Consider the following 17,864-nt stretch of genomic DNA (forward strand, 5'->3'; position numbering starts at 1 on the left):
ATGACCGAGGACGTCACGATTCCGCTGCCGACCGGCCAGGGCGAGGTCGCCGCCACCCTCACCGTCCCGGCGCAGCCTCGGGGCCTCGTCGTGTTCGCGCACGGCAGCGGCAGCTCGCGCCACAGCCCGCGCAATCGCCAGGTCGCCGAGCTGCTCCAGGCCCGCGGGCACGCCACGCTGCTGCTCGACCTGCTCACCGTCGAGGAGGAGATCGAGGAGAAGTCCCGCTTCGACATTCCGTTGCTGGCCGCGCGGCTCCAGACCGCTTGTCTATGGATACGCGAAAAGCCCGACCTGGCAGCCGTGCAGCTGGGCTTGTTCGGGGCCAGCACGGGGGCGGCCGCCGCTCTGATCACGGCGACGGAACCCGGGATCGAAGTCGCCGCGGTGGTGTCCCGAGGCGGCCGGCCCGACCTGGCCGGGCCTTATCTGCCGCTGGTGTCGTCGCCGACGTTGCTCGTCGTGGGCGGCGACGACTCGACGGTGCTCGATCTCAACCGGCAGGCGGCTTCGTTACTGTCCCAGTCCCGGCTGGCGATCATCCCCGGTGCGACGCACCTGTTCGAGGAGCCGGGCGCGCTTCGTCAGGTCGCCGAACTGGCCGCCGACTGGTTCGACCAGCACCTCTAGGAACGGTGGAACTCCGCGACCCAGCGGCGTACGGGAGGATCTTCGTCATCCAGCACCTCGTCGACGGCGATCGGACTCAGCCCGTCCGCGGCGAAGGCGTCGATCTCCGCCCGGGTCAGCGGCCAGGGCATCTGCCCGGGGTCGCCGTCTTCGTCGCGGGCGCGGGCCAGCACCAGCAACGTTCCGCCCGGCCCGACGAGCGCGGCGCTGTTCGCGATCGCCGTACGCCGAGCCTCGTCGAGCAGCACCTGGACGGTGTAGACCTCGAGGACGAAATCGAAGGCCCCGATCCAGTCCGGGGGCAGATCCAGCAGGTCGGCGACTCGGTAGTCCACTTCGGACGACGGGAACCGGCGGCGGGCGGCCGCGACCGCGGTCGGGGCGACGTCGAAGGCGACCACGGCGTACCCCAGTCCGGCCAGGTACTCCGCGTCGTCGCCCAGTCCGCAGCCGATGACGATCGCCCGACCATGGCCGGTAGCGCGACCGGCGGCCGCCCAGCGTACGAGGAACGGGTTCGGCTCCAGGTCGGCCCAGGGCACGACGGCTTCGCCCTGCTCGGCGGCGGCGTACAGGGTCTCGAACCAGGCGGTCGGCTCCCCGGCGGCCACTGATTCGGCGGCCAGACGGCGGGCGGTGGTGCGGTCGGTCATGCTGCGTTCGATCATGGTCGCAAACCCTAACCAACCGAGGAAGTCAGCCGCCGACGTGGATGCCCGGACGCTGGGCTGGGTCGGCCTCAAGTTTCCGGATGATCTCGCGGACCACCGGCGGCGTGTCGCCCCGGCCCAGGATGAGGTACCGAAACAGGTGCAACAGCGGCGAACCCTCCGACCACTCGAAATAGCAGTGCGGGCGTACGCCGGTCGCGTCGCGCAGGCTCAGGAGGATCGCTGCGATGGCGTTGGGCGCGGCCGGGCTCTGCGCCCGAAGAATCCGGTGGCCGCCGATCTCGACGCCGTGCACGCGGAGCACGTCGCTGAACTTGGACGGGTCGACGATGTCGATCTCCAGGAACAGCACGTCGGCCCGGCCCGGCACCGGGTTCATCCCGCGCTGTTCGGACTCCTTCGCGGCGTACTCGGCCGGGTCGCCGTCCTGACGGCGGTTGGCGATCAGGTTCAGCGCCCCGTCGTACTCCAGCGACTCGGTGATGAACCGCCGGGCTCGGTCGTCGAACTCGATGCTGTCGGCCCGCAGTTCCGTCGTCCGGCTCACCCGCGAGATGAGCGAGACGGCCACGATTCCGGCGATGAACAGTGCGGAGATGGCGATGCCGTCCGGCTTCTCGCGAATGTTCTCGCCCAAGGCGTACAAGAGGATGAGCGTGAGGAGCGCGAAGCCGGCGGAGGCCCACTTCTGCCGGTAGCGGACGGCCGAGATGGTGACCGCGACCGCGCCCGAGACCATCATGGCCAGGATGCCGGTGGCGTACGCGCCGGCCTGCGCGTTGACGTCGGCGCCGAACGCGATGGTGATGATGATCGAGATGACGGTGTAGACCATGACCACCGGGCGGACCGCGCGCCCCCACTCGGGTGCCATGCCATAAGACGGCAGGTAGCGCGGCACGATGTTGATGAGCCCGGCCATCGCCGACGCCCCCGCGAACCAGAGGATGAGGATCGTGGAGATGTCGTAGAGGGTGCCGAAGCCCTCGCCGAGATACTCGTGCGCGAGGTACGCCAAAGCGCGGCCGTTGGCCTCCCCACCCGGCTGGAACTCGTCGGCCGGGATGAGGATCGTGGTGACGAGGCTGGTCGCGACCAGATAGACCGACATGATGACGGCAGCCGTCGTGAGCAGCTTACGGGTGTTCTTGATCCGCGACCGGAGACGAGCCTTGGGGTCCTCGCCGGAGGCCGCGATGAGCGGCATCATGCTGACCCCGGTCTCGAAGCCGGACAGACCCAGCACCAGCAGCGGGAATGCGAGCACGGCCGGGCCGATCAAGCCGGTCCAGCCGCTGTGGCTCGAGGTGAGCGCGTCGGTCCAGTTCGCCCACGCGCCGCCGGTCGTGAAGATCTTCACGAACCCGACGACGACCACGATCGCGTTCAGGCCGAGGAAGATCGCGACGAGCGGGATCGCCACGCCGACCGCCTCGCTGAACCCGAGCAGGAACACCCCGCCGAGGATGAGCAGCAAGACCACGGTGATCAGGACGGCGTGACCGTGCAGGAAGCCCGGCGCATGCGGGTTCTCCAGCAGGTGGACCGAGGCGTCGGCGGCCGACAAGGTGATCGTGACGATCCACGACGTCGCCACGAAACCGAGCAGGACCAGCACGAACACCTTGCCGCGCCAGAACGGCAGCAGGTCCTCCAGCATCGCGACCGAGCCCTGCCCGTGCGGGCTCTCCTTCGCGACGCGGCGGTACATCGGCAGCATGCCGAGCAGCGTCAGCGCGACGATCAGCAGCGTGGCCAGCGGAGACAGCGCGCCGGCGGCGAGGGCGGCGATGGCCGGCAGATAGGCCAACGTTGAGAAGTAGTCCACGCCGGTCAGGCACATGACCTTCCACCAGGACTGCGGCTTGGCGTGGCCTTCCTCAGCCTCGGGGCCGACGACCGCCTGCACCCGGTGCTGGAGCAGCCAGCGGCCCAGCGATCCCCGCGGGCCGGACCGGGGTCCGGGCGTCTCCACCATCGCGGGGATCGCGAAGTCGTTGGTCGGCTGGCTCTTCGGTTGGGTCTCACGCGGCACTCGATCACGATAGGGGGTTTGCCCAAACCCGCGCAGGGAACCACGGCGTTATGCGTCGACAGTCCCCGTTCGCGAAGTATCTGATTGTTGAGAGTGGCGTGCTGCTGATCGTGGCGGTCCTGGTCGGCGGGCTCGCCGCCGTACGCCTGCCCGCCGCGCATCCCGGCCGGTCGGCGAGCCAATACCTGGTCGCGGCGCTCGTCACCCTCGTCGCGTTCGGACTGTGCGCCGTGGCACATGAGCTTGCTCACGTCGTCACCCGTGGCGAGCTTGCCGGGGCGGCGGCGGGGCCGCTCGTGAGCCTGGGGCTGGGCGGGCTGCTCGGCGTGACGACGGTCGTCCTGACCGTGACCGGCGCGGGTGGGCTGAGCGTCTCGGTGACGGCGTACGTCGGATTGGCCAACCTCGCGCTCGCCGCCGTCACCCTCCTGCCCGGCGAGTCCTCGGACGGTGGGCGGATGCTGCGCGCTTGGATTTGGCGTACGACGGGTGACGCGCGCCGGGCGAGCCGAGGAGCCACCCGGGCCGGCCATGCCATCGGGTACGCCTTCCTGCTCGGTGGCGTCGTGAGTCTCGTCGGCGGCGCGGCCGTGGTGGGGATCTGGCTCGCCCTGACCGGCTGGTTCGTCGCCGCCCAACTGTGACCTCTTGTCTCCCTTCGCTTCGGCTTCGGCGATCTTGTCGCGCCTCGCCCCGGAGCGGGTCGGCGTGACAGAATCAGGCGCATGTCCAAAGTCACCTGTGTCGTGTGTGGGCATACGGAGCACGGCGACAGCTCGTATTGCATGAATCCCACGTGCGGCGAGCTTCTGCCGACTGCGGTGCGTACGCCGTCGCAAGTGGACTTGCTGGAGACGTCTACTGAAGACGCCCCTCCGTCGCCGCCGCCTTCCGAACCTCCGCCCGTTCTGCCGGCTCCGCCCGTTCCGCCGGTTCCCCCGGTACGCCGCCGGAGCGCCGTCGCCGCGGTCTCCAGCGCACGCCGGTGGCTGCTCGGTCTCGGGGCGGCCGTCGTCCTCTTCGCGCTCGCGGTGGCGTTCAGTCGCGGCACGGCCCGTCCCTCCCCCACGACCTCGCCGGAGGCGCTGCCGCGTGCATCGGTGGTCGCCGCGATGGCGCCTCAGGTGACGTTGGGCAAGGACGAACGGGTGGCGGTCACCTTGATGCTGACCGACCACAGCGAAGGCAAGGCCGCGTTCTATGTGGTCGGCGGGCCCATCGGCCGTGATCCGACCACCTTGGCCGACGGCCAGCGCGGGGCGGCAACCATTCGGGTTTACCCGCTCAATCCCGAGGTCGAGTACTGTTTCGTCGTCGTCGCAGTGCTCTCCGTCGACGAATTCGCCCCCTCCGCGCAGGTGTGCACGAACCGATTTGGGACCAAGAAGCCATGAGCGAAACGCTGCACGTCTCGCCGGATCTGCCGGGTGCGTACCCACGGGTTCAGGATGCTCTGACGATGGCGCGCCCCGGTGACCAGATCGTCGTCGCCCCGGGCGAGTACGCCGAGAACGTCCGCCTCGACAACCGGACGGTCAGCATCATCGCCGCCGAGCCGGGCACCGTCACATTGGTGGCCGCTGATCCACTGTGGCCGGTCCTCGAAGTACGCGGTGGCACGGTCGAGCTGCGGCATCTGCGCTTCGTCGGCGCGGAGGCGGCCGCGGTGACCGCCGGGCACGCCACCGTGAAACTGCTGGACTGCGAGATGTCGGCCGCCTCGGGCGCGGGCGTCCACCTCGGCTCCGGCTGCCAGTTCGAGCTGGACCGGTGCCGTGTCGTGGGGGCGCAGCTGGGCGTACAGCTCGACGGGTGCGCGGGGACGATGACGAACTGCACGATCTCGGAGATCGTCTCCGACGGCATCCTGATCCGGTCGGCCGACCCCGTACTGCGCAACTGTGTGGTCACCGACACCGGATACCGCGGCGTCTACATCTACGACTATTCGCGGCCGACCATGGAGAACTGCGGCATCTCGCGTACGGGGGACATCGGGATCGCGGTCGCTCAGCAGAGCAACCCGATCCTGCGCCGTTGCCGGATCACCGAGGCGGGCGGCGTCGGCATCAGCTTCGCGGCGGGCTGCGGTGGCCAGATATCCGGCTGCGTCGCCGAGCAGACCGCCGCACCCGGCATTCTGATCGCGCCCGGCAGTACGGTCGAGATCGTCGAGGCCGGCCGGCCCCCGGCGGCCAAGATCGAACCGGTCCAGGCGGCCGGGCGGCAGGATGTGGCGCGCTCGGAGGACCTGCTCGCCCAGCTGGACGCCCTCGTCGGGCTGCCCGGCGTCAAGGCCGAGGTGCACGGCATCATCGACGAGCTGCAGGTGAACGAGTGGCGGCGCAGCGGCGGGCTCTCCGTCGCCCAGTCCACCAACCACCTGATCTTCGCCGGGTCGCCCGGCACCGGGAAGACGACGGTCGCCCGGATTTACGGTCAGCTGCTGGCGGCCCTCGGCATCCTGCCCCGGGGTGACTTCGTCGAGGTCTCCCGGCGCGACCTCGTCGGGCAGTACCTCGGGCACACCGCCGAGAAGACGTCGGCCGCCTTCGAGAGAGCCCTCGGCGGGGTGCTGTTCATCGACGAGGCGTACACCTTGTCGCGTACCTTCGGGTCGGGCGGCGACTTCGGCCAGGAGGCGATCGACACCCTGGTCAAGCTGATGGAAGACCACCGGCACGAGATCGCCGTGATCGCGGCCGGGTACACCGGGGAGATGAACGACTTCCTGGACGCCAACCCCGGCCTCGCCTCGCGATTCAACAAGACCATCGTCTTCGAGGACTACGAGGCGGACGAACTGGTCGCCATCCTCAACACGATGGCCGAGGCCAACGAGTACACGTTGGACCACCAGTTGCTGGCCGCGATCGGCGGCTACTTCTCGGCCCTGCAGCGCGATCGCAACTTCGGCAATGCACGCGAAGCCCGCAAGTTGTTCGACGGTATGCGGAAAGCCCAAGCCCAGCGACTGCGGCAGCTGCGCCGGGTTCCTTCCGGAGACGAACTCCAGTTGCTCGTCTTCGACGATCTCGCCACCGTTCTGGCCTGATCGTCACCGGCGGGCCGCGAAGACGTGAGCGACGGCTCCCCCTGGGAAGGCGGTCGTGCTCGACGGCTCGATGGCGAGCGGCGCGGGAAAGATCCGCTCGCCCGCGCCGAGCACGGCGGGGTGAACCAGAAGGCGGTATTCGTCGATCAGGCCGGCTTCGACCAGCGCTCGGGCGAACCGCGTACCGCCGTGGGCCAGCAGATATCCGTCGCCGTACTCCCGCTTGAGCCGGTTCACGCCTTCGACGAGGTCTCCGCGTACGATCGTGGTCTCGCTCCAGTCGGCTGACGTGAGCGAGTTCGAGAAGACGGCCTTGGGGATCTCGTTCATCGGTTGGGCGAACGGGCTGGCGTCGCCGGGCCAGTGGCCCGCCATGACTTCGTAGGTGTTGGCCCCCATGAGGTGTACGCGGGCCTTGCTGATCGTTTCGACGGTCCAGGCGAGGGCGTCGTCGGAACCGCCGGTGGCGAGCCAGTCAGTGCTCCCGTCGGCCGAGGCGACGTAGCCGTCGAGCGAAACGGACATCTTCAGAACCAAGGTAGCCATGCTGCTTTCCCCTTCAGGCGGGCGTGTTCGCTTGTCGGGGGGGTAGACCGGCGGTCATCGCGAAACTCATCGGTCTGTCGCATTATCGGTGAAAGATCGATCACCGCGGGCCGAATCAGGCCGAGCCGAGGACGCGGGTGACCGGCTGCTCCTCCTTCTCCGGCTGCGACGGCACGGTCCAGCCGTCGGCCTCGGTCGACACGACCTGCGGTTTGGCTTCGTTGGCATCCTTGCCTCGACCGCTCAACGCGGCGGGACCGTTGCCGACGCCGGGATCCACCAGCTTGGGGCCGCCTCGGCGTACCGGGCGGGGGCCGCCTCCTCCGCCACCACCGCCCGCGCCGCCCATCGGCGGCATCATCGGTGGCAGGTACGGCGTTTGTTCCGCTCCGACGGCTCCGGCGTTCGTCCCGATCGTCGTAGCTGCCGTGCCGGCCGGGCCTGCGTCGCCCGGCGGGATCGGGGTGACCGGCGAACCGCCGCCTCCACCGCCGCCTCCGCCACCTGGATCGGCGTTCCGGCCGTCCAGCGACACCGGCGAGTCCGGCTTGTCCCAGGGGTTGTCGTCCCACCAGTCCGGACGATTGGCGTTGTTGGTGTTCCCGGTACCGCTGCCTGGCGTGATCGGCACGGTCACCGGGGGATTCCCGCCACCGCCGGAGGGGCTCGGCGTCGAGCCGGTACCCGTGCTGGGAATCGTCGGCACCGTGATGCCGCCACCACCGCCTCCACCGCCTCCACCGTTGGTGGATCCGTTGCTCGAGCCGGGGGCGGTCGGGAACGTCGGGATCGTAGGCACCACGATGCCACCTCCCGTGGTCCCGGTGTTGCCGTTGGTGGACCCACCGCCGAGGTTGGGAATGGACGGCGCGGTCACGCCACCGGTGGTGCCGTTGTTCGTGCTGCCGTTGGTGCCGTTGTTCGCTCCGGTGTTGCCGAAGGGGCCACCGGTGTAGGGACTTCCGTCGAGATTCCCGCCGATCTTCGTACCCTCGGCGAATGGATTCCCCTTGCCGGTCCCGTGCTCTATCGCGGTGCCGTCGGTGCTCGGGGCGTTGTTGTTCTTGTTCTTGTCCGGGTTCTTGGCCGCAGCGGCCGCCGCAGCCGCCATGGCAGCCGCCACCGCGGCAGCGACCTCGTTCGGATCGATCGGCGGACCGGGTATCCAACCCTCGCCCGGCACCCACTGAGTGTTGGGCGGCTTCTGGGTCTTCGTGTTCGGTGGCTTGACCCTAGGCCCGGCAGTTGGCCCGGTGTTCGTGGGGCCGTTGGACGGGGGCTTCGTCGGCTTGCGTTCGGTCGGCTTGACGGGCTTCAGCGCCGCCTCCAACATGATGCCGGAGTACGCGTCGGGCAGCGGTCGCCAGACCGAGTTCGCGACGATCCCCTCGCTCATCCCCCGGCCGATCTCCCGCAGTCGCTTGGTGAAGAAGTGCTGGATGCGGTCCACTTCGCTGTGATAGCCGTAGATGAGGTCCTGCTCGGTATGGCCGGATTGGTCGTTGTCTATCCACTGGTTGCCATGCGCTCGGGCATAGGCGATCCGGTTGTTGTATTCGATCGTCAGGTTGTCGATGTCGGTCCGGAACTTGGTGAGCTCGCCTTCGGCGGTCTCCTGCGCGCTGCTGATCGCTTCCGCCGCACGACCGAGCGTCTGCGACAAGGTGTGGAGTTTCGAGCTCCAGTCGGCCATCGACCGGACGGCCTTGTCGGACGCTAGTTCAAAGGCATCAGCGGCGTCGCCCGACCAGATCTTGGGGTTCGTGACCTGACCGACGCGCTTCTGCAATCGTGACGAGTAGGTGAGCAGGTGCTTGCCGATCACGCCGAATCCGGTGGCCAGATGCTTCAAGGGTTCCGGGCGTACGCCGAAGATCGTCCATAGGACCTCCGGATAGCCGATGTCGCCCCAATCGCTGGCGGGTGGCGAATCCGCCGTCGGCAAGGTGCTGCGCTTAGCGACGTCGTCCTCGGCCGCGATGCTGAGATACGTATCGACATACATCCCCGGGTGCAGAAGCTCGACTCCGGTCTTGTGCAGGATCCGTTCGTCGATCTTGTCGAACTCCTTCTGACCGTAGACCTCGTTGTTCCCGTACTCCGCCGCAGCGACCTCGACCATCTTGCGATGTGAGGCCAATCCGTCGCCGACGACACCCAGATAGCCGAGCACGCCCGTCGCCGGCCCGCCGAGGTACGCCGACGCCGTCTGCAGGAGGAAGGCCACCTCCGGGAGGTTCGCGCCACCGGTCCACCCGTTCTTCGCCTGGGCCAGGTATTCGGTGATGTTGTCGTTCGTCCCGTATCGCACATGTTTGCCGGCGCCGGAGACGATGTCGCCGGTGTCGCCGCTGAAGCTCTTCTCGAAGCCGATGAAGTCGTGAACCCAGTCCAGCATGTCGCCACCGTGGACGTGCACCTCGCCTGCCACTGCGTTCCTCGCTTCCGCTGCGTACGAGCCTGCTAGAGGGGCGACTGCCGACGTATCGCCGTTGTGGCGTCGGGCTCCGAGCTGACCACGGGAGTGGTTTCGGCAGCGGCGGTCTGATCCGTCAGCCACGGATCGGTCATCTGCTCGATCTCGACAGTCGTCTCCGGAGCCCGGCGCTTCTTCGCCCGGCCGGAGAGGACCGACTTGTCGATGATGCCTTGGGAGTCGACCAGCCTCGGAGCGCCTCGACGGGTGGCTCTGGGACCGCCGCCCCCACCGCCGCCGCCCATGCCGCCCATGCCCGCGCCGCCCATCGGCGGCATCATCGGCGGGTAGAACGGGCTCGAGGTGCCGTCGCCGCCGCCCCCGCCGATCGCACTGGTCGTCAAGCCGCCTTCGACACCGGGCTGGATCGGGGTGACCGGAGTTCCCGTGAACGGCCCGCCCTCGCCGGACCCCCCGGCTCCGCCCATTCCGCCGCCGAGGCCGGTGCGGCCGTCCAGGGAGACGCCGGGGACGATCGGCTCGGGCGTCCAGGGTTGGTTGCCCCAGGATGAACCGCCGCCCGTGCCACCACCGGTGCCGCCACCAGGCAGGATCGGGACCGTGCCGGGATTGCCGCCGCTGCCCGAGCCCGTCCCTCCGCCGGTGCCGGAGCCGGTCCCGCCACCGGTGCCGGGAATCGAGGGTGGCGTCACGACCGGTCCGCCGCCGTTGTTGTTCCCGGTTCCGCTGCCCGAGCCGGACGACCCGGGCAGCGTCGGCACCGAGGGCACGACGACTCCGCCGGAGCCGGACCCCGTGCCGCCGGTTCCCGAGCCCGTTCCACCGGTCCCGGTGCCCGGGATCGACGGCGGGGTCACGACGGGGGTCGTGCCGCCACCGGTGTCACCGCCGCCAGGGCTGCCGCCGCCGGTATTGCCGCCGCCGCCCGGCACGTCCGGAATATTCGGTGGGGTCACGCCACCGGTGTTGCCGCCACCCGGGTTGCCGCCGTTGCCGGTGGCCGGCGTCGTGGGAATGTTCGGCGGCGTGGTGTTTCCGTTGCCGTTGTTGTTGCCCCCGTTGTTGTTGCCCTTGTTGTTGTTGCCGACGGGCTGCCGCGCGTTGTCCTTCGGGACCGTCGGCTTTTTCACATTGGGCTTGGGCTTGGCACCGCCACCGGGAACCTTGGGACTGTTGACGTTGGGAGCGCCACCCGGACCACCGGGACCTCCACCGGGGCCGGTGCCGCCGATGTTCGGAGCCCCAGGAGTCTTCGGCCCGGTCGGCACGGTGGGCGCGGTTCCGTCTTCGAGCAACATGCCCTGATAGGGCCCGGGCATCTTCCAGGGCGCCTTGGTGTGCACCGTGTCGCTGGTCGCCTTGCCCAGTTTGCGGATCTTCTCCGTGGCCTCCTTGCGGAGCCGGGCGATCTCGTCCGCGGCGTTGTTGGCGTTCTGCTCGATGATCGCCTTCTGGGTGTTGTAGTTGTCCTTGTAGAAGGACTGGTCCACCCGGTCGAGGCTGTTCCACCAGCTCCAGAGCGCGTTGGCGGCCATTCGCATTCCGTCGATCATGCCGAACTGCTTGCCGACGGCCTCGTCGCGTTCGGTCATGATGCGGTCGGCCTCGTCCCAGGCGAGGCTGATCGTCGCGGCGACCTTGTAGAGGGCCTTCGACCGATCGGCCAGCCCGGAGATCCACGGGGTGAACGAGTCGTAGGTCCGCTCGGCCTGCATGGCGTACGCCTGTGATGCGGGTCCTTTCCAGATCGGCCCGTCGCCGTCCGTCGTCGCCAGTTCGCCGACCTCACCCCAGAACGCGGACCGGGCCTTGGTCAGCTCGTCGGCCAGGAGGTCCAGCCGTCGCGCCGCGTCCGAGATCGGCATCCACGGGCCCGACTTCAAGGTGCGCATGGCCTGTTCGAAATCCATGTTGTCCCAGGTGGTACGCCCAGGGTCGGTACCTTTGGTCGGCGTACGCTCAGTGGGGTCCTCAGCCGGGGTGGCGTAGTCCACGCCGAGGTAGTCGCCGTACTGCTCGACCTTCATGCCGAACTGCCCGCCGAGGACCTTGTCCACTGTGGTCAGCTGCTTCTCGGAGTCGATCTCGTGGGACTGATACTGCTGAGCGACCGCATCCGCGGCCGTCGCGTACGACCTGATCCCCTTGGCGGCGGTGCCGAAGAAGCCGATGACGCCACCACTGCCGACTCCGCCGATCTGCAGCTTCATGCTGCTGGTGAAGTAGCGGTATTCACCCCAGTAGCCGACCTCGGGCGCGGGGTTCTCGGGCACCATCGTCTCGGAGATGTCCTCCATCGGCCCGTCGTCGCCGTCCCGATACGGGATCTGGGTCCCTGCGAGCACCCCGCCGAACGACTTCTCGAAGCTGCCGGCACGCTTGCGGATGTTGCCCGCGGCGGTGGTCATCTCCGGAATCGTGTGCTGGACCATGCCCCCGATGCCGTCAGCCATGGCGCTCACCTGCCCGGCGAGCTCGACGCCGCTGGTCCGCCGAGCCGCCGGCAGAGGCGGATCGCGGCGCACTGCCCGGGGTCCCGGACGGTTCGGTCGGCATCGTGGGAACAGGTTCGGTCCAGCGCGGCCCACCCCGGCTGACCGTACGGGTGCGGAGCACATCCGGCCGCGGTTGCGTCTCGACGGCCTCCACGATCGGGCCGGCGAACGCGCGCGACGACGCCGACCAGCGGCCGTCGAGGCGTACGCCGGGCGACGGCCGGCGGCCGAGCGCCATCCCGGGCGGCAGGTCTTCGTCTCCATGCGTGGTCACGTGCGGTCGAGCCGCGCGCCCGGTCACGAGGCCGGAGCGGTCCACAATCGACCCCGGTTGCAGCGACGTGACCCCACCACCCGCGCCCGGCAGACCGCCCAGCCCGGTACGCCCGGCCAGCCCGGGCATCATCGGAAGTGCGCCGTCGTCGAGCCGATGGACGGGCGGCGGCTGAGCCGAGTTCCGGTCGAACGGGTCGAGTGCCTCGACGGATGCGCCCGGAAGCCGGGTGACCGGCGGCCGGGCGCCGGACGGCCGGGCGGTTCCGCGTCCGTTGATGGACGGCGACAGCCCACCCCGCCAGCTGATCGGCAGCCCGCCACCGGTTCCGGGAGCACCGTCGCCTATGGACGGTGGCAGCACCGCGATCGGCGGACGGCCGCTGAGCACCGGCGCGCCCCCGGCCCCGACGCCGGGTACGCCGAAGCCCGGAATCAGCGGTGGCGTCGCCGAGACGGCCGCCCCGCCGACACCTTCTTTCTGCGTACCAGGAAGTGATGGCGGTGAGACGCTCGGACCGGAACCGGTCGGAGCAGAGTCGTCGCCAGGCTTGTCGGGACCGGACGGACCGGGCGGACCTGGAGTAGGCGGACCGGGACTGGGCGGCGTGGGCCCGGGTACGTCAGGCGGGCCGCCGTTAGGACCGGGAACCTTCGGCGGAGTCGCCGTCGGTCCGTCGCCCGGCGTGTCGAGCCCGGCGGTGGGCGGAGCCGGATCGAGACCGAGCAGGCCGCGGTAACGATCGGCCGGATCCCAGACGTCGCCGGTGAGCGCGAGGGCGTTGCCGAGGGTCTTGGCGATGTCGCGCGCCGAGTCGGCCGCCTCGGTCTTGGCGTCGTCGATCTGGTCGAGCACGTTCTGTTGCTTCTTCGGCGTGTCCGCTTGGGCGTAGTCGAGCTTGAGACCGTCCGTTGTGGACTTCAGCGTGTTCGAAACGTTCCGGATGGCGGTCTGGGCGTTGGCGATGCGGATCGCCGTCTGCTCATAAGCTGCGGCGCGTTCGTCTGCGCTCGCGCGCCACCGTTTGGCCGAGGCGATCGTCTTGTCCACATTGCGGTGGAACTCCGTGCCGCCTTCGCCATACCAATGGATGCTCTTGACGTCGGAGCCGAAGCGCTGCTGAGCGGCCGCGATGGCGTCGGCGACGCGACGCCACCCGGCGGCGAGGTCGGTCACGGCGGTCACATCCACGCCGAGGACCAGCGCCTTGATCTGCTCCAGGCTCAGGTTGTCCCAGCCGGTACGCACATCGTCGGGCCGGGCGTAGCCGTAGTCCTTGGGGGCGGCCGGTGGCGCGGCCGGGACGGTCACCTCGTCGCCGTAGTCCGGACCGGGCGCAGTGCCCGCGACCAGGGCATCCTCGATCTTCTGGAGGGTCTTCTTCCCCCGCTGCTCCACCTTGGAGTACCAGCCCGCAGCGAGGTCGGCGGCGTACCCGGTGCTCGACAGGCCGTCGCCGAAGTCGAGGCTGAACGAACGCAGCACCTTCAGGTCGGCGAGCGCGACCCGGCTGAACCGGCCGATCTCCAGGAAACCGGGCGGGTTCCCGATGTCGTATGCGGCCGCTTCGATGTCGGGGAGGGTTTCGCCGGCGACGCCGGTGAAACCGAGGGCCGCCTTGCGGGCATCCCCGCTGAAGGCGCGCAGACCCTCCAGTTCCGCCTGGAGAAGGTCACCGTCCCCCACGATCAGCAGCGTACCGGCTGGAAGAGCTCCTAGGAAGTGCCATGTGGACTGTCCAGCCAGGACGCCTGAATCAGCCGCGCGCCGTCCTTGCGGGTGACGAGCCAGGCTCGACCGGGCGGCATGTGACTGGCCCGGACGTTCGCCAGGATGGGACCGTCGTTCTTGTCGCCGGACATCACGAGTCCGGGCGTCGTCACCTCCTTGAGGCGTACGAGGGTCTGGTCGAACGCGCTCCGGCCGCCCCCGCCACCCCGCTTGGTGATGACGAGGTGCAACCCGACCTCGCGCGCCGACGGCAGCAGGTCCTGGAGGAGGAGCAGCGGATTCTTGTCGCCGGCCACGAGGTCGAAGTCGTCGACGAGCACGAACAACTCCGGTCCGGTCCACCAGTCCCGGGCCCGCAGTTGCTCCGGCGTGATGTCCGGGCCGGGCAGGCGCTTACGGAGCGACGCGTATGCCTCGGTCAGCATCTGCTTACCCTGGTCGGCGCTGGTGGCATAGCCGATCAGGTGGCTCGCCGGGATGGTGCCGAGCAGACTCCGCCGATAGTCCAGCGCGATGATCCGGGCCTGGTCCGGCGTACGCCGATCGGCGATCCCCCGAGCCAGCATGCGCAGGAAGGACGACTTGCCGCACTCGGTCTCGCCGTAGACGAGGAAGTGGGGATCGGCGTCGAGGTCGAGGTAGACCGGGCGGAGGTCGGCCTCCCCCAGTCCGATCGGCACTTCCGGGCGGTCGGCGGCCGCGAGCACCTCGGCGTACTCGATGCGTTCGGGCAGCAGCCGCACCTTCGGCGCGACCCGGCCGGTCCAGGCGGCCCGGATCGCCGTGACCGCCTCGTCGGTCGTAGGCCCGATCGAGCTGAGCGCCTCGTCGGTCGTAGGCCCGATCGAGCTGACCCCCTCGTCGGTCGCGGGCCCGATCGAGCTGAGCGCCGGAAGCGCGCCGAGGAACTGATAGGACTCCGCGGTGATGCCCCGGCCCGGCACGTCCTGGGGGACGTTGGCCGCCGCCCGCCGACCGATGGCCGAGTCGGAGGGGTCGCCGAGCCGAAGCTCGACGCGCGAGCCGAACAAGTCCCGGACCGACGGGCGCAGGTCGAACCAGCGGTTGGCGGCGGCGATCACGTGGATGCCGTAGGTCAGGCCCCGGTTGGCCAGGTCGTGCACCTTCGGCTCGAGGTCTTCGAAGTCGTTGCGCAGGGTCAGCCAGCCGTCGATGACCAGGAAGACGTCGGCGCAGCGCTGGTCGCCGAACTCGCCGTCGGCGGCCCGTCGCCGGAATGCCGCCACCGACTCGATCCGGTGGTCGGCGAAGAACTGCTCCCGTTCGCCGAGCAGCGCCACGAGTTCGGCGATCGTCCGCCGGAGCAGGTCGGGCTCACGCCGGCTGGCGACGCTGCCGACGTGCGGCAGATCCGCCAGTGCGGCCAGGCCGCCGCCACCGAAGTCGACGCAGTAGAACTGCACCTGGTCCGGCGTATGCGTCAAGGCGAGACCCAGGATGATCGAGCGCAGCAGGGTGCTCTTGCCGGTCTGCGGCGCGCCGACGACGACGATATGCCCGGCCGCCCCCGAGAGCTGGAACCGCAACGCCTCGCGACGCTGCTCGAACGGGCGGTCGACGACGCCCGCGAGCGCATCCAGGGTGCCCCGGCGCGTGGGGTCGGCGACGGTCAGGCCGAGCCCCGGCACGGTGGTCACGTCACCGAGGACGGCGTCGATCGGTACCGAGTCGCTCAGCGGCGGCAACCAAACCTGGTGGGCGGGCGAGCCGTGCCCCGTCAGCCGATCGGTCAAGATGTCGAGCAGAGTGTCACCGGTCGCCGACTCCAGATCGTCAGTGTCCACGAGCGACTTCGCCTCCTCCGCGGCCGACTTGGCGACGTATCCGGAGACGAACGGCGTGACCGAGACGGCGGCGTCGGAGACCGCGGCCGTCTGCGTACGCCGATGGACGCCGGACACGTAGGCGGCGCGGAACCTGGTGAACGCCTCGACGCCGAACTTGAGGAACCCGTGGCCGGGCGCCCGGGGCAGCTCGTACGCATCGGTCACCCCCAACACGGCGCGGCTCTCCATCGGCGAGAAGGTCCGCAGGCCGATCCGGTAGGACAGGTGCGTGTCGAGACCACGCAGCCGCCCCTCCTCCAGCCGCTGGCTCGCCAGCAGCAGGTGTACGCCCAGCGACCGCCCCAACCGTCCGATCTGGACGAACATGTCGATGAAGTCGGGCTTGGCCGACAGCAGCTCGGAGAACTCGTCGCAGACGATCAGCAGACTGGGCACGGGCTCCAACGGCACCCCCGCCAGCCGGGCGCGCTCGTAGTCGCGCAGTGAGGCGTAGTTGCCCGCCCTTCTGAGGAGCTCCTGACGGCGTACCAGTTCACCGTTGATCGCATCTGTCATGCGGTCGACCAACGGGAGTTCGTCGGCCAGGTTGGTGATGACCGCGCTCGTGTGCGGCAGCAGATCCAGCTTGGTGAAGGTCGCGCCGCCCTTGAAGTCGACGAGCACGAAGTTGAGGATCTCCGGCGGATGGGTGACGGCCAGCGCCAGCACCATCGTCCGGAGCAGCTCGGACTTGCCCGAGCCGGTTGCGCCGATGAGCAGGCCGTGCGGGCCCATGCCGTCCTGCGCCGATTCCTTCAGATCCAACTCGATGCGCTCGCCGTCCGGGCCGACGCCGATCGGCACCCGCAAACGCTGCCGGTTCGGCCGGGGTTGCCAGGTCACCTCGGGATCGAGTGCGTACGGGTCGGGGATGTCGAGCAGATCGGTCAAGTCATGGGTGAACGTCATCGCCTGCTCGCCGGTGCTCGCGCGAGCCAGCCGCAGCGGCGACAGCTGGTGGGCGAGGCACTCCGCGACCACGACCGGCAGGTCGTCGGCGTACCCGAGCACTTGCGATCCGGCGTGCGTAGTGGCGGTGAGCTTGCCGTCCGAGCCGACCTTCACGACCAGCGTGCTGCGGTCCGGGTGCCGGGGCGGTTCGCCGCCGATCCACACGACCGTCGCGCCCTCGACCCCGCCGTCGGCGGCCAGGTGGTCCGACCCGGCGGTCTCGGCGCCGTCGACGACGACGAGCACATGCGGGCCTTCGATGCTGATCTCGGTGGCGGCGGGGTTGAAGCGCGGCCGGGTCGACAGCGTCTCCTCCAGCATCGCCTCCAGGGCGGCGACCGACGTCGTCACCAGCCGCAACGGGCCGAGCGCGTCGGTGTTCTCCGGATGCGCCGCATGCGGCAGCCACTTGACCCACTCCCAGAGGTAGCGGGACTTGTCGCCGGCGCACGCGCCGACCAGCAGATCGTCGGGTGCGTGGAAGAACGCCGCCTGCGCGACGATCGCCCGGGCCAGATGCCGGGCCTGTTCCAGGTCGCCGTGCAGGTGGATGGCGGCGAACCCGTCGAGCGCCACGACGATGGGCAGCTGATCGACCTGCCGGTAGGTGGTCAGGAAGCGGCGCAGCGCGCCCGCGCTGACCGGCTCGGCCTTCTCCACCGGGACGAACGGCGGGGGGACCAGCGGCGTCGCGAGGTCCCGCGCGCCGAGGCCGAGGCGTACCTGGCCGAAGTCGGGATCGGCCGGGCGGCGCTCCCACAGCCGGGAACTGTCGACAAGCGACCACAACAGACCCGGTTCGGGATGGCGGAAGTACTCCGCCGCGCGCTGCGTGCGGATCGCCGAGCGGACCGTCCGGCGTACGCCCGACAGCTCGAAGAGGTAACCCCGCCGAAGCTTGGTCATCTCACCTTTGCTGCTCCCGGCGAACCGGGAGAACTGCGTACCCACCATGCCCAGCATCGCCACGCCGAGCAGCCCACCGGTGATCATCCGCAGAAGGCCGCCGGAGTTGCCCGCGAACAGCAGCATCATCGCCACCGCTCCGGCCATCATCGGCAGGATCATCATCAGCCGGGAGCCCATCCCGCCTTCGGGCTCGGGGATCTCGGACGGGGGTTCCAGGACGATCTCGCCCGCGGGGAACGGCGGCGCGTTCCGCCGCGGCCGGCGCATCCGGATGGTGGTCGCC

Annotated in this window: 11 protein-coding genes; 4 read left to right on the forward strand and 7 right to left on the reverse strand. The window is 69.6% G+C overall.

The window, feature by feature from the left end; all coding sequences use genetic code 11:
• Positions 1-630 carry an alpha/beta family hydrolase gene (locus tag HOV77_RS14565; protein ID WP_290862435.1) on the forward strand — a complete coding sequence of 210 codons (630 nt, stop codon included), beginning with the start codon at positions 1-3 and terminating at the stop codon, positions 628-630.
• Here HOV77_RS14565 and HOV77_RS14570 read toward each other — a convergent pair.
• Positions 627-1,298 (reverse strand): class I SAM-dependent methyltransferase, encoded by a 672-nt coding sequence (locus HOV77_RS14570; RefSeq protein ID WP_290862437.1) that lies wholly within the window; start codon positions 1,296-1,298, stop codon positions 627-629. The genes HOV77_RS14565 and HOV77_RS14570 overlap by 4 nt on opposite strands.
• Before the next feature lie 28 nt (positions 1,299-1,326).
• Positions 1,327-3,279 carry an amino acid permease gene (locus tag HOV77_RS14575; protein ID WP_290862653.1) on the reverse strand — a complete coding sequence of 651 codons (1,953 nt, stop codon included), beginning with the start codon at positions 3,277-3,279 and terminating at the stop codon, positions 1,327-1,329.
• A 155-nt stretch (positions 3,280-3,434) separates the two neighbouring features.
• Here HOV77_RS14575 and HOV77_RS14580 point away from each other — a divergent pair, with 155 nt between their 5' ends.
• The 3 genes from HOV77_RS14580 (at position 3,435) to HOV77_RS14590 (ending at position 6,391) form a co-directional block, all read left to right on the forward strand.
• A complete protein-coding gene (locus HOV77_RS14580) occupies positions 3,435-3,980 on the forward strand; it encodes a hypothetical protein (protein ID WP_290862439.1) in 546 nt (181 codons plus the stop codon).
• Between the two features lie 81 nt (positions 3,981-4,061).
• Positions 4,062-4,730 carry a hypothetical protein gene (locus HOV77_RS14585; RefSeq protein ID WP_290862440.1) on the forward strand — a complete coding sequence of 223 codons (669 nt, stop codon included), beginning with the start codon at positions 4,062-4,064 and terminating at the stop codon, positions 4,728-4,730.
• Positions 4,727-6,391 (forward strand): right-handed parallel beta-helix repeat-containing protein, encoded by a 1,665-nt coding sequence (locus HOV77_RS14590; protein ID WP_290862442.1) that lies wholly within the window; start codon positions 4,727-4,729, stop codon positions 6,389-6,391. Before HOV77_RS14585 ends, HOV77_RS14590 begins: the two co-directional genes overlap by 4 nt.
• A gap of 3 nt (positions 6,392-6,394) precedes the next feature.
• On the opposite strand, the gene HOV77_RS14595 is transcribed toward HOV77_RS14590, so the two are convergent.
• The 5 genes from HOV77_RS14595 to eccCa form a co-directional block, all read right to left on the reverse strand.
• Positions 6,395-6,937: a dihydrofolate reductase family protein gene (locus tag HOV77_RS14595; RefSeq protein WP_290862444.1), complete on the reverse strand. Its 543-nt coding sequence runs from the start codon at positions 6,935-6,937 to the stop codon at positions 6,395-6,397.
• 115 nt (positions 6,938-7,052) lie between these two features.
• Positions 7,053-9,335 (reverse strand): WXG100 family type VII secretion target, encoded by a 2,283-nt coding sequence (locus HOV77_RS14600; RefSeq protein WP_290862446.1) that lies wholly within the window; start codon positions 9,333-9,335, stop codon positions 7,053-7,055.
• A 65-nt stretch (positions 9,336-9,400) separates the two neighbouring features.
• Positions 9,401-11,827, reverse strand: coding sequence for a hypothetical protein (locus tag HOV77_RS14605; RefSeq protein ID WP_290862448.1), 2,427 nt, complete (start codon positions 11,825-11,827; stop codon positions 9,401-9,403).
• A complete protein-coding gene (locus tag HOV77_RS14610; protein WP_290862450.1) occupies positions 11,820-13,829 on the reverse strand; it encodes a hypothetical protein in 2,010 nt (669 codons plus the stop codon). Before HOV77_RS14610 ends, HOV77_RS14605 begins: the two co-directional genes overlap by 8 nt.
• 29 nt (positions 13,830-13,858) lie before the next feature.
• Complete coding sequence (gene eccCa / locus HOV77_RS14615; protein WP_290862655.1) at positions 13,859-17,848, reverse strand: type VII secretion protein EccCa; 3,990 nt, start codon at positions 17,846-17,848, stop codon at positions 13,859-13,861.
• Between the last annotated feature and the right edge of the window lie 16 nt (positions 17,849-17,864).

The organism is Hamadaea sp. (assembly GCF_013362815.1).
Classification (GTDB): domain Bacteria; phylum Actinomycetota; class Actinomycetes; order Mycobacteriales; family Micromonosporaceae; genus Hamadaea.

Coding starts and splice junctions, on each gene's coding strand:
- eccCa (WP_290862655.1), bottom strand. CDS start 17,848: ATGCGCCGGCCGCGGCGGAACGCGCCGCCGTTCCCCGCGGGCGAGATC.
- HOV77_RS14585 (WP_290862440.1), top strand. CDS start 4,062: ATGTCCAAAGTCACCTGTGTCGTGTGTGGGCATACGGAGCACGGCGAC.
- HOV77_RS14575 (WP_290862653.1), bottom strand. CDS start 3,279: ATGGTGGAGACGCCCGGACCCCGGTCCGGCCCGCGGGGATCGCTGGGC.
- HOV77_RS14570 (WP_290862437.1), bottom strand. CDS start 1,298: ATGATCGAACGCAGCATGACCGACCGCACCACCGCCCGCCGTCTGGCC.
- HOV77_RS14595 (WP_290862444.1), bottom strand. CDS start 6,937: ATGGCTACCTTGGTTCTGAAGATGTCCGTTTCGCTCGACGGCTACGTC.
- HOV77_RS14590 (WP_290862442.1), top strand. CDS start 4,727: ATGAGCGAAACGCTGCACGTCTCGCCGGATCTGCCGGGTGCGTACCCA.
- HOV77_RS14565 (WP_290862435.1), top strand. CDS start 1: ATGACCGAGGACGTCACGATTCCGCTGCCGACCGGCCAGGGCGAGGTC.
- HOV77_RS14600 (WP_290862446.1), bottom strand. CDS start 9,335: ATGCTGGACTGGGTTCACGACTTCATCGGCTTCGAGAAGAGCTTCAGC.
- HOV77_RS14605 (WP_290862448.1), bottom strand. CDS start 11,827: ATGGCTGACGGCATCGGGGGCATGGTCCAGCACACGATTCCGGAGATG.